Below are 11,586 nucleotides of genomic sequence, written 5' to 3'. Positions count from 1 at the left end.
GCCTTGGCTGGCTCCTCGCGGCCCGCCGCTCGACTGAGCCCCCGGATGAGCGCATCGAGATGGCCGTCCTTCATGCCATCAACACGCCCGAGATTGGCGATGACGCGCAGCCGGGGCTTGCCGGCCTCGTTCCGATAGGACTCGACGATCTGCAGGTAGCGGCGTCCGCCGCTCTCGGTGGTGCGCACAAACATGGAATGCAGGATGCCGTGCCAGACGCCACTCCACAACACCAGATTTTCGACGACGTGTAACTACACGTGTTGCGCCGCTTCATACACCTAACCCACTGAAAAGACTCGCGCGCGCCAGGCTAAACCCCTTGTTTTCCAGAAGATTCTGTCGAACTTCGGATTTTGACATTAGCGTCTGAAAAACAGGCCTTTCGTTTCTTTCTCAAGCTATGCAGGATAATCACGCAACACGACCTAAAGAGCGTTGTCGGCGCATCGATCGAAAAAGGCCCGCAAAAACGTCCTCCGAGTTCCACTTGGCCCGGGACACCTGAGTTCGGACTCACGGTCATCTGGGGGGATAAGAAAGTCAATACTTGCACAGATCCACGCCGGATCAGCATCAAACGTGGCGCTGGGCTTCCGACGCGAGTCCTCAATAGCTGATCTTTGCGCATATCGCAGCGGACAACCGCTTCCCGCCCTTGTTGCACCGTTTTTGCCAGTGCCAGGCACAGACTGATTTCTATTTTAAGCCATGGACATCAGTGTGTCTGGAGATGTGTACCGGCGTTCGAAAAAAGTGAATAGTTCATCTGTGCGTTGTTCCAATTCGGCGTCATCATATTTTGAGGCAGGCAAGCCATTTTTCTCATCATAGAGTAGGTCATAGATGTCCTGACGCAGGCGTGCGCGTGTTGCCTGCTTTTGAAAAGCGTTATGGATCTGTTCCATTCGCTGTTTTATGGTTTCCAGCACTGCGTTGGAAGCAGATTTGATCTGCTCAATTTCAGCTTTCGAAAGGTCTTCCCGGAAAAGAAGGTCAAAAACCGGCTTCTGGCCTGCGGACAACCCCATCGCCACATGGGCCTGTGCCTCTGCCTCCATCTCAGCGGCAAGGCGCATGAGGGCTTCGAAGGTCGCTTCGATGGTATTCTTGTCTTTCTCTTTGTTGTATTCCTTGATGATCTTGTCGAAGCGTTCTTCAAAGTCGGTCAGGGTTGGATTGGCAGCCAGCATCTTTGCCAGACGATTGCTGATCACCTCGCGTAGGTCCTGTGTGTCGCTGGCCTTCGTGTCGCTCTTTGCAAACTCCCTTCGCAGCAGGTCAAAATTAACTTTAGAAATATCGAAGATCCGATCACCCTCAGTATCGGGAGTAATTTGAATGGCGTCGGCCACGATGGCGTTGAGTTGTTGGATGATGGCGGTTGTATCTGCTTCCGCCTTGTCGTTCTGCAGAGAGCTGTAGATGTAGTTGATAGCCTGGTAGGAGCTTTTGAAGTCTTCGACCCAGGAGAACGTCAAGCACGCCTTGTATTTCCGGAAGACGGCTCGGGCGGCTATTTCGAAGCCTTTGCGGGCCTCGTCACTCTGGTTGATCGTTTCCTTGGCTTCCTTCAGGGCCTTGAGCTTGTTGAAGCCCTCGGCTTCGCGCAAGCGGTCCAGTTCGAAGCCACCATTTCTCAATCCCTCTCCGACCAAGGCAATAGCTTCGGCAAGTTCGCCTCGCAGCCTTTCCTCCGGACTGACCGGATCAACCTCCGGCTCCGGCCCGCCTAGGTCGCCAAGTGTCCCCCCACCGGTGTGCCCGGCAAAAGTAGCAAGTGCTTTTCGCAGGTTCTTCAGGATCCCGCAGTAATCGACGATAAGTCCGTTGTTCTTGCCTTCCTTCACACGGTTGGCGCGCGCGATCGCCTGCATCAAAGTGTGTGCTTGCAAAGGTTTATCGAGGTACAGGGTCGATAGCGCCGGGACGTCAAAGCCTGTCAGCCACATAGCGCAGACGATGACGACGCGGAATGGATGCTCCTCTCGTTTGAACGCCGTATCGACATCGAGGCGCTTCTCGATTTCTCGACGGCCGATCTTCTCCGTGACGGTGAACCCATCCTTCATCAGCTTCCTGTGAGGGATGATATCAAGGCCCCAGTCCTTGAACTTCTTGACTTCATTTTGCTCATCGCTGACCACGACGGCCATTTCAGTCTCACGCATCCAGGCGATTTGAGCTTGGCGCTGGATACGTTCCTGATCATCCTTGATCGAGTCAAGCTCGGCCTCAAGAGCCGTGATCCGGGCGTCCCACTCTGTCTGGATGTAGTCATACATCCGCACGGCAGTCACCTTGTCGATGGCGATGAACATTGCCTTGCCACTCTCCCAGTTGGTCGAGAAGTGCCAGGCAAAGTCCTTCGCCACATGCTTCAGGCGCGGCTCGGCGGTGACGACGTGATACTCGCGCTTCAGGTCATCCGACAGCTTGGCGGCCACATCCGGATCATCCACCTCGGCCTCGGCCAAAGCTTCGGCCAGCTGCTCATTCAGGTCCGTCCCCGCGATCTTCAGCTTGTCGCCACGCGCATCGTAAAAGAGCGGAAGTGTCGCCCCATCTTCGATGGCATCCTGGAAGTCATAGGTGGACAGATAGCCGCCAAAGACCTGCCTGGTGATTTGATCGTTCGAGAACAGCGGCGTGCCGGTAAAGCCGATGAAGCTCGCATTCGGCAGCCCCTTGCGCATGTTCAGTGCGAGCATGCCGTATTGCGTCCGGTGCGCCTCGTCCGTCACGACAATCAGCTTGTCACTGGTCGAGTAGACCCCATTCCCAGCCTCATTATCCGTGAACTTCTGGATCATCGTGAAGATGACTTTCTTCTGCTGGCCCAGCAGCTCGCGCAGGTTCTTCGCAGAGGACGCGCGACAGGCATCCTTGTCATTGTTGGCCAGCCCGACCGAGGCGAAGGTCTTGTAGATCTGGTTATCCAGATCGGTGCGGTCGGTCAGGATCAGGAAGGTGAAATCGCCCCCCAGCTTGCGGTGGACCTTCTGGGTGAACAGCGCCATTGAGAAGGACTTGCCCGACCCTTGGGTGTGCCAGAACACACCCAGCTTGCGCTCGAGGTCTTCCCGGCTTTCTACCGCCTCCACCGCCCGGTTCACGCCCAAGTATTGGTGGTTCTTCGCGATGATCTTTGCGAGCCCATTGGCCGTATCCGCGAACAGGATGAAGTTCTCGAAAAGATCCATGAACCGGCGCTTGTCGCAGATGATCTTGAGCAGCGCTTCCATAGGCAGGCGGCCATCGCGCCGGTCGCGCTCATCCAATTTCAGCCATTCGGCGAAATGCTCGTAATCGGCGCTGATCGAGCCCATGCGCCCCTCTTCGCCATTCCCGAGGATGACGAAGGCGTTGAAGTGGAACAGGTGCGGGACCGTGTCCTTGTAGTCGCTCAGGTTCTCGGCATAGGCGCGGCGCAGGTCCTTGTCGGGGCGCTTGAGTTCGCAGAACATCAGGGGTAGCCCGTTGACGAAGCCGATGATGTCCGCCCGTCGCCGGTGGGCGTAGCCGCGGATCCACATCTCGCGCACGCAGAGAAAGTCGTTGTTTTCGGGCGTGTCGAAATCAAAGACGCGCAGGTGGGCGACCTTCTGTTCGCCGTTCTGGCGGAACTTCACCTGCACCCCGTCGCGGATCAGGTCGTATTTCTCCTGATTGATCCGGAGGAGCGATTGAGAGCCGAAGACATCGGTGATCTGGCGCAGCGCCTGGGTGTAGGCCTCATCCGGCAGGCCGGGGTTCAGAGTGACCAGCGCCTCGGACAGGTAGCGGGTCAGGATCACGTCCTTGTCGGACTTGCGTCCCAGTGTGCCCTCGGGGCCGAAGGTCTCGCTGTTCCATGCCATGACCGATCGCCAGCCATGCTCTTCGGCCAGGTAATCGGCCATCGTCTTTTGAACCAACAGGTCTTCGGTATAATCGTTCATTGTCAGATACTACGCGGGATTGGAAAGCCGTCCATCCATTAAACGCGGAAGGAGAATGTCTCGGGCTTTGGCAAGCTTATGATTGGACGCCACCAACGAGGCGATCTGCCTGAAGAGCGGCTCGGCCTTTTGGTCGAACTCAACGACGATTTCATCTGGCGGAACGCTGACCATGAATTTGTCGAAGCAGCTATTCTGCACGCGTTGTCGTCCGGATGAACCAACCATGCTGGTCACGGCGTTCTGCCTGAAGCCATCTTCGCGAGCGAGAAGGTAAATCATATAGCGACTGAGCTTCCGCTCCCGAAATACGATGAACTCTGTCGAGCCACAGGCTACTTCGCCTTCATCCAAGAAATCGACATAGGCTGTTTTTCCGTTTTCGAGGCACGGTGTAATACGCGCGAAAAGAGTGTCGCCTTTCATAAATTTGACTCCAGTCGGCTTCTCACGCCGCTCAAACTGTGAGGCGTCACATATCATTCCGCTTTCCGACAGGGCGCCCATTGGAACCATGCGAATGTCGCGGTTCTTGCTCTTGTCCCAATTTGTCGTTTGGTTGATGAATGCCGCTTCAGAGAAGGCGGTGCGTTCCCACCCCTCCGGCAAGCCATCGACGAACTTGGCGGTCTCGTAGCCGGGAAAGCGGAAATGGACGAACCATTCGCGATACAAGAGCCGCGCCGCCTGCTCCAACAACGCAATCCGCCGCCGGTTATTCTCGATCAGGTCGTCATAGGCCGAAAGCACGGCCGCGATACTTTCTTGGGCGGGGAGATCGGGGCAGCGGACCTTGAGCTTGTGAAGCACATTCCTGTCCACACCGGGAACGGCAGCCTTCTCACTCTTGTAGTTCTTTAGATGGCTCCGCAGAAAATAGGCGATGAAACGCGGATCATTCTCATGAAAGTCAATTGCGTAGAGAGCCGTATTGAGTGGCCAATACGGGCGGTCCAGAAAAAAGACTTCTCCTATCGTGCCATAGCGGCCTGTAACGACACCGGGTGCTTCTGCCTTGGCCTCATTATGCCAACCGGTGATGCCTGATGAAGATACTACCGGTATGTCGCCTTCCTTGCGCTTTCCATTGGGAAGGTCGTGACCGCGTTTAAGCGTGACAACGTCCCCGAGTTCACAATCAGCCCAACTCATACGATCAACTCCGCGAAGTTCTTCGCGATGGTCTCAGCCAGCTCTGCCGCCTCGGCATTCAGGGTCTCCAGCTCATCGTGGATCTCCTTGATCGCCTCTTCGAAATCGAAATCCTCGTCGTCCTCTTCCGGCGCGACGCCCACATAGCGGCCCGGTGTCAGGCTGTAATCGTTCTCGGCCAGCTCGGCCTGATCCACCAACTTCACCAATCCCTCGACATCGCGCAGCCTCCCCTCAGGGAACCGTGACAGCAGCCAGTCTGCCTGACCCTCGAAATAGCGGAAGCGCTTCAGCGCCCCGCTGGGCGTCAGGTGGATTTCCGGGTCGCCTGTCAGCGCCACACGCGCCTCGGCAATCTCCGCCAGATGCTTCTTGCCGTCCGAGATGACTTTCCGCGCCGACGCCAATGCCTTCTTCTGCGCGTCTTCACTCTCGATGGCGCCGACGTCTGCAAGCAGTGTCTTTGTCGCCGCCTCCTGTGCCTTCTGCGCCAGCTTGGCCAGATGTTCGATCTCCTTGATCAGCGTCTTGGCCTGATCCGCCAGCGGCTGCATCGCCGTCCATGCCGCCGTCAGCGCACCGATAGAGGCGTCCGGCTGGGCCAGCGCGGCGGCAGCCTCGCCATAGGCCTTGGCATCAGCTGTCAGCTTCTCGATCCCGGTCTTCAGCTCGGCCACATCACCGTGCCCGGCGAAATGCGTGCAGGCTTTGCCCAGCACTTCGAGGAGGTCGGCAAAATTGGTCGCCTGCGTCTCATCCCGCGCGGTGGACAGGTAGTCCTGCACCAGCCCTACAAAGCGGTCTTCCTGCCCACGGTAGAGCCAGACGATGGAGGTCAGGTTCTTTTCCTGCTCGGGGGAGAAGTCGCATATCTTGCGCGTCACCTTGCGGAAGACCTGCCGCGCATCCAGCATCAGCACCTTGTCGCGCAGGTGTTCCCGCTTGCCCTTGTCCATGAACCAGATCTCGCAGGGCACGGTGCGCGTGTAGAAGAAGTTGCCCCGGATCGCGAGCATGATGTCCATGTCGCCGGTCCTGACCATCGCCTCGCGGACCTTGGCCTCTTGTCCGCCCGCCGAAGATGCCTGCGACGACATGACGATGCCCGCGCGGCCCGTGTCGGACAGGTAGGAATGGAAGAAGGACATCCAGACGTAGTTGCCGTTCGAGACCTTGCCGCCCTTGTTCACCCCGGGAAGGCCGAAGGAGAGGCGCTTGTCGTCTTTGATCTTCTCGGCATCAATCTCGTCCACGTTGAACGGCGGGTTGGCCATGACGTAGTCGAAGGGCGCATGGGCCTTGTGAGGGTCCTCGTAGTAGCTGATGGCCTTCTGGATGTCCCCCTCGAGCCCGTGGACCGCAAGGTTCATCTTGGCCAGGCGGAGCGTTGTCGGGTTCTTCTCCATCCCGTAGAAGGTCAGGCGCTCGTTAGGATTGGCCTTCATCGCTTCGACAAAGTGGGCGGATTGCACGAACACGCCGCCCGACCCGCAGGCGGGGTCGATGACCTTGCCGCGGGTGGGTTCGATGAAGTTGACGATGCTTTCGACGATGCTCACGGGGGTGAAAAATTCACCGTTGTCGTGTGCCTTTTGGTCGGCGAACTGGGTCAGGAAGTATTCGTAGATCCGGCCGAAAACGTCACCGTCGGCCTTTTGCAGAGCCGGATCGTTGAAGATGCGCAGAACCTGGCGCAGGGCGTCATCATCGAGTTCGGCGTATTCCTGTTTGGGCAGCAGGCCTTTGAGGGTGGTGTAGTCCTCCTCGATCGACTGCATCGCGGCGATGACGGCCGTGGCTGCGCTTTCGCCTTCGGGGAGCCCGACGAGGTGATCGAACTGAGCTTCGTCGCGCAGGAAGATGGACGAGCGGGCCGAGAAGTCTTCCTTGGTCAAGGGGCGCGTTTTTCCCCCGCGTGAGGGTAGGGTCGGGATGATCTCGTCGCGGACCCTGAGGAAGCGCGAATGGGCGTGCCGCAGGAAGATAAGCCCCATGACGGGCATGAAGTATTCGTTGCTGGCGAAGTTCGAATTGGCTCGGAGGGAGTCTGCAGCGCCCTAAAGTCGCTGTTCCAGTTTGCCGATATGCTCCACAGTCTGCCTCTTCGCATTGATGGGTTTTCGCCGGAAAATAGCGATTGGCGCCAGCTTGCGCCAGCTATGTCTCGGTAGTGCATAGGTATTTTATATTGAAGGGGCCCTCCCACCGGCTCGTCCAAATTGACCGCTCTGGCATCACAGCATGTGCCGAAGTGAGCGGACCGGACGCCTCACTTCCAGATTTCATGTGAAATCTTCTTCCTCTCCATGCCACTCGGCCAACCTCTTGAGCGCGACGAAAGAGGAAATCTGTCATGAAGAGCCGGACACGATCGCGCAGAGACAGCCGAAGCGCGACATTCACCGTCACCTAAGGGCCCGCCCGTCCCGACATCAGCGAAAATGCTGACCTCAGAGCATGACGTTGCGTCACTTTGGCTCTCGCAGGAATCTCGATGACCGCATGTCCCGGGAACAGGCCGGCGGGTGGATCGAACCAACGCGCGCCGGCTGGCGAAAACCTTTTTTTCTCGGAGCCCATCAGCATGGCAAAACTCGTAAGCGATCCTTACACGACTATCGCAGACCTTCGCGACACCTACATCACGACACCACGCGACGGGATTCTTCAGCAACATCTCGACCGTCTGCTGCAGCACGACGCCGAAGGGCTACCGCTGGCGAAACCCGTGACGTTCACGTCGACGGGAGACACGCACGGCATCGTCCTGGTCGAGGGTCCGGGTGGCGGAAAGACGTCGCTGGTGCATCATCTCCTGAAGAACCACCCCGCGCTGCAGAGCAACGACCCCGCATGCAAGCCTTGGGTCGGAGTGCGGGTCCCGAGCCCCGCAACCTTGAAGAGCCTCGGCCTCGAAATCCTCAGGGAGACCGGATACCCGGAGGTTTCGGCATCCCGCAAAGAATGGGACATCTGGCGGCTCGTCCGTTTCCGCATGCAGGAGCTCGGCACGGTCGTGCTCTGGATCGACGAGGCGCACGACCTGTTCAGGGCCGGCAAGGGCATCGAGGATATCCTGAAGATGCTGAAATCGGTCATGCAGGGGGAGGGGGCGGTCATCCTCATCCTCACCGGCATCGACACCCTGTGGAACATCGCGTCCTACGACGATCAGGTCAAAAGGCGCTACTCCAAGGTCACGTTGCCTGCAATTTCCGCTTCCACCCACGAGAAGATGCTGCGTGGCCTGATGGAAGGGTTCTGCATGAAGGTGGCTATCGAGCCCCCCGCGCATACGGACCTGATCGCGCGGCTGGTCTACGCAAGCCGTGGCCGCTTCGGCCGCTGCATCGAGAACATCATCGCCGCGATCGAAGTGGCGCTCCTGAACGGCGACAGCCAGCTTTCGGCGCAGCATTTCGCGCAGTCATGGGCGATGCAGGAGGGTGTCATGCCCGGCAAGAACGTTTTCCAGTCTCCGCGGTGGGCCGAAATCGACCTCACCAAACTCCACGAAGCCGCGTGAGGTTCATGTCCATGGCAACGCTTTCACCTCACATCGCCCATGATCCCGCAGAGTCCCTGATGGGGTTCGCCACCCGCCTCGCAGCCCGCCACACCGGCGGCCGGACCGGTGCTTTCCTGCGGGACAACGGGATCAAACTGCCGGAACTCGCGCGCGGGGAAGCCGATGCCGTCTATCGGCTGGCGGCTTGGGCTGGCGTCTCGCCGGCCCAGCTTTTCGCCAACGCCCCTCGAGGCCTGGACCGGCGACACCACGACCTGCGCGGTGAGCACGTGTCGGCGGAATTCCTGTCGTCGCCAAATACCGTATTTTGTCCGGCCTGCCTGCTGGCGGATGATCAGGCCTTCGGTGGCCGGATCGGTGAGCGGCGTCACCAGTGGATCTGGCAACTGGCTGTCGTTCGGACCTGCGCACACCATGGGCTTCCCCTGATGCGTCGCAAGGCGAGTTTCTCGGGGGACCGATTCCACGAACTCGCAATCATGGTTCCTGAAACCGGCGACTGTCTCGCGAGTCTGGTCGGTGAGCTTCAGCCACGTTCCACCTCTCCGCTTCAAGATTACACCGTCGGGCGACTGGAAGGGCAGCAGGGTCCTGCCTGGCTCGACAGCGAAGGCCTCGAGCAAGCAGTTCGTGCAAGTGAAATGCTCGGCGCGCTTGTCCTGTTCGGCGCAAAGCCGAACCTCGACAAGCTCACCGAGGACGATTGGGATCGCGCGGGCGCCGCAGGTTTCGCCATCACCTCCCAAGGCGAAAAAGGTATCCATCGCGCTCTCGCAGACATCCACGCGCGCGCAAGTCGGAAGGGGGGCAAGCTTGGTCCCCAGGCCGTGTTCGGGCGTCTATATCAGTGGCTTTCGCGGTCCCGAGCCAAGAAAGAGCCCGGAGACATCAGGCGGATCCTCCGTGACTACATCGTCGAAAACATGGAAATGCCCGCAGGCGCACCTGTGCTCGGCGAGAAACTCGCTGAGCGTCGCCTTCATACTTGCTCCACTCTCGCCAGCGAGAGCGGTCTGCATCCGCGCACGCTCCGGCACATGCTCATCGCTAAGCGGCTCATCCCGGACAATGCGACCCTCGATAGCAACCACGTTTTCGACGCCACCCTCGGTCGCGAGGTTGCGCAAAGTGTCCGCCGGATCGTTCCGACTTCGCGGCTGCCGAAGCTGCTTGGCTGCACACGCCCCCTTGCACAACAACTCGTTGCCGAGCGGATCCTGACACCGATCGTCGACGAGGTCTCAGATGCCCCTGGTCGCAACAAGAAAGGCATCGATGCAAAGGAGGTCGAGGAACTGCTTCGCCGGCTTAGCGCGTGCGCGAACCCGGTCGACAAAGTCCCTGAAGGAATGGTCGATCTCGCGAAAGCGGCAATGAAGTCGAACGCCCCTGCGGTGGAGATCGCACATCTCATCATGGGTGGCCGCCTTCAGAATGTAGTGCGAGTGACCGGTATGGATGGGTTCCATGCGATCTACGTGGACCCGGTTGAAACCAAGGCGGCCGTTTCCGAGGTTCTGGCGGGCTTGTCATCGGTGGAAGCGTTTGCCCTGCTGCGTGTTCCCGTCCCATCTGGCTGGGAACTGGTTCGGAAGCGGCTCCTGCCGTCGCGTGAAATCCGATCCGATGACGGAGATCATGTCATCCATCGTTTTCAGCCCGAAGATGTCGATGGGTTCCTCTCAGAATTCACGACGGAGGTGCACATCGGAGAAGCCCTCGGCATCGGCGTGAAAGACCTGAAGCCGGTGATGAAGGCGGCAGGCGCGAAGCCGATGTTGCGGAAGTCTGATATCGGTGTGCGGATTTTCCGACGTAGCGATCTGCCGGAGCGCTTCCGTGTGTAGACATACCTGACAACATGTAACATGATTTATCGGCCGTCCCTTGGGGCGGCCGATATTTTTTTGTCTGTAAGGCTGCAGCGCAACAGATCCGATGGCCAAAGTTAGCTTGTCAAATGGCCGTTTCCGCCGCCGGAGATGAGGTCCATCTGAACAAAAACAATAGGTTAAAGTTTCGGGATGGCCAAAATTAGCTTGTCGTCACACTTATGCCGCCAAGCAAAGTTCGCACTTTTTCGTAGTTTTTGCGCACTTTTTTGCAGGCAAAGTTTCCCCACCGAAGACCTCGGGCTCGGAGGGGGCCCGTCTGTGCTTTCTCAGCCCGCCGCACGTTCTGTTCACGTAGACCATCTGAAGGGTCGACGAAGCAGCGGGCTTGAACTTCTGTCACATCTCGGAAGGTAGTATGGCTGTTTCTTGAACAGCTCTGGCTTGATTTTGTGCCAGTCCTTCATGGCCTGCAAGGGCGCCTTGCTGGCCAACGCTGATTGCGGGAGCTGCTGGTTGTAGAGCCAGACGTATCGGTGGAGCGTGGTCTCCAGGTCCTCGCCTGCTCGGAAATGGTGGCTCTGCAGGACCTCTTCGCTCCGGCCGTTGAAGCGCTCGACCATTCCGTTGGTCTGCGGCGACTTCGGCGGGATCAGGCGGTGGTCGATGTCGAGGGCGGCGCAAAGCGCGTGGAACGCGTGCTCTCCCGTGGCAGTCCGCTTGCGCAGGCCGAAAAGGCGGTCGGTGAACTCCTTGCCATTGTCGGTGAGAATGGTGCGGATGCGGATCGGGCAGGCGCGCTCCAGATCGCGCAGGAAGCGCCGTGCGTTGGCCGCGGTCTTTGCCGGGAAGACACGGATGAAGACCCATCGGGTCGCCCGGTCGATGGCCACGAAGGAGTAACGGCGGCGGGTCTCATCGGCCATTTGCGGCAGGTATTTCACGTCGATGTGGAGGTAGCCCGGCTCGTAGGCCTTGAAGGCGCTGTGCTTCGGCTTGGCCGCCTTGGCCTTCAGGTCGCGCAGGTTCCCCACTCCATGCCGGCGCAGGCAGCGATCCAGCCCCGAGCGCGAGGCGTTCGGGTTCAGGAACTCCCGCACAACCGCCAGCAGATCATCCAGCGACACCAGCA

General features: G+C 58.9%; 7 protein-coding genes and 1 pseudogene. 2 read left to right on the top strand and 6 right to left on the bottom strand.

Annotation, left to right across the window (positions count from 1 at the left end; genetic code table 11):
* The 5 genes and pseudogenes from JSE7799_RS10955 to JSE7799_RS22040 all read right to left on the bottom strand — a co-directional run.
* The coding region (locus JSE7799_RS10955) for an IS1634 family transposase N-terminal domain-related protein (RefSeq protein ID WP_055663641.1) at positions 1 to 194 on the bottom strand (194 nt) is incomplete at its 3' end.
* Between the two features lie 510 nt (positions 195 to 704).
* On the bottom strand, positions 705 to 3,941 hold the full coding sequence (locus JSE7799_RS10950) for a type I restriction endonuclease subunit R (RefSeq protein WP_055663640.1): 3,237 nt from the start codon (positions 3,939 to 3,941) through the stop codon (positions 705 to 707).
* A 9-nt stretch (positions 3,942 to 3,950) separates the two neighbouring features.
* On the bottom strand, positions 3,951 to 5,093 hold the full coding sequence (locus tag JSE7799_RS10945; protein WP_083480483.1) for a restriction endonuclease subunit S: 1,143 nt from the start codon (positions 5,091 to 5,093) through the stop codon (positions 3,951 to 3,953).
* Entirely contained in the window at positions 5,090 to 6,754 is a 1,665-nt protein-coding gene (locus tag JSE7799_RS10940) for an HsdM family class I SAM-dependent methyltransferase (RefSeq protein WP_275934898.1), read from the bottom strand. The genes JSE7799_RS10945 and JSE7799_RS10940 overlap by 4 nt, the downstream gene beginning before the upstream one ends.
* A gap of 24 nt (positions 6,755 to 6,778) precedes the next feature.
* Positions 6,779 to 7,135, bottom strand: a pseudogene (locus JSE7799_RS22040) (type I restriction-modification system subunit M N-terminal domain-containing protein); the annotation flags it as partial.
* 542 nt (positions 7,136 to 7,677) lie between these two features.
* On the opposite strand from JSE7799_RS22040, the gene JSE7799_RS10935 reads away from it, so the two are divergent.
* Positions 7,678 to 8,619, top strand: a complete 942-nt coding sequence (locus JSE7799_RS10935; protein ID WP_186201911.1) for a TniB family NTP-binding protein — start codon at positions 7,678 to 7,680, stop codon at positions 8,617 to 8,619.
* Positions 8,620 to 8,630: 11 nt separating this feature from the next.
* The gene (locus JSE7799_RS19830; protein ID WP_222101746.1) at positions 8,631 to 10,469 is read left to right on the top strand and encodes a TniQ family protein; all 1,839 of its coding nucleotides are present in this window, start codon (positions 8,631 to 8,633) and stop codon (positions 10,467 to 10,469) included.
* 335 nt (positions 10,470 to 10,804) lie between these two features.
* Here JSE7799_RS19830 and JSE7799_RS10920 read toward each other — a convergent pair.
* Positions 10,805 to 11,586, bottom strand: a 782-nt coding sequence (locus JSE7799_RS10920; RefSeq protein WP_055663635.1) for a DDE-type integrase/transposase/recombinase, incomplete at its 5' end; no start/stop codon positions are given.

Source organism: Jannaschia seosinensis (assembly GCF_001408515.1).
Taxonomy (GTDB): Bacteria; Pseudomonadota; Alphaproteobacteria; order Rhodobacterales; family Rhodobacteraceae; genus Jannaschia; species Jannaschia seosinensis.
Note: the sequence above shows the minus strand (reverse complement) of the source record. Positions and strands in the feature narration are given on the sequence as shown.

What these genes read in the sequence shown, in the direction of transcription:
- JSE7799_RS10950 (WP_055663640.1), bottom strand. Translation starts at nt 3,941, where the DNA reads ATGAACGATTATACCGAAGACCTGTTGGTTCAAAAGACGATGGCCGAT.
- JSE7799_RS10945 (WP_083480483.1), bottom strand. Translation starts at nt 5,093, where the DNA reads ATGAGTTGGGCTGATTGTGAACTCGGGGACGTTGTCACGCTTAAACGC.
- JSE7799_RS10935 (WP_186201911.1), top strand. Translation starts at nt 7,678, where the DNA reads ATGGCAAAACTCGTAAGCGATCCTTACACGACTATCGCAGACCTTCGC.
- JSE7799_RS19830 (WP_222101746.1), top strand. Translation starts at nt 8,631, where the DNA reads ATGGCAACGCTTTCACCTCACATCGCCCATGATCCCGCAGAGTCCCTG.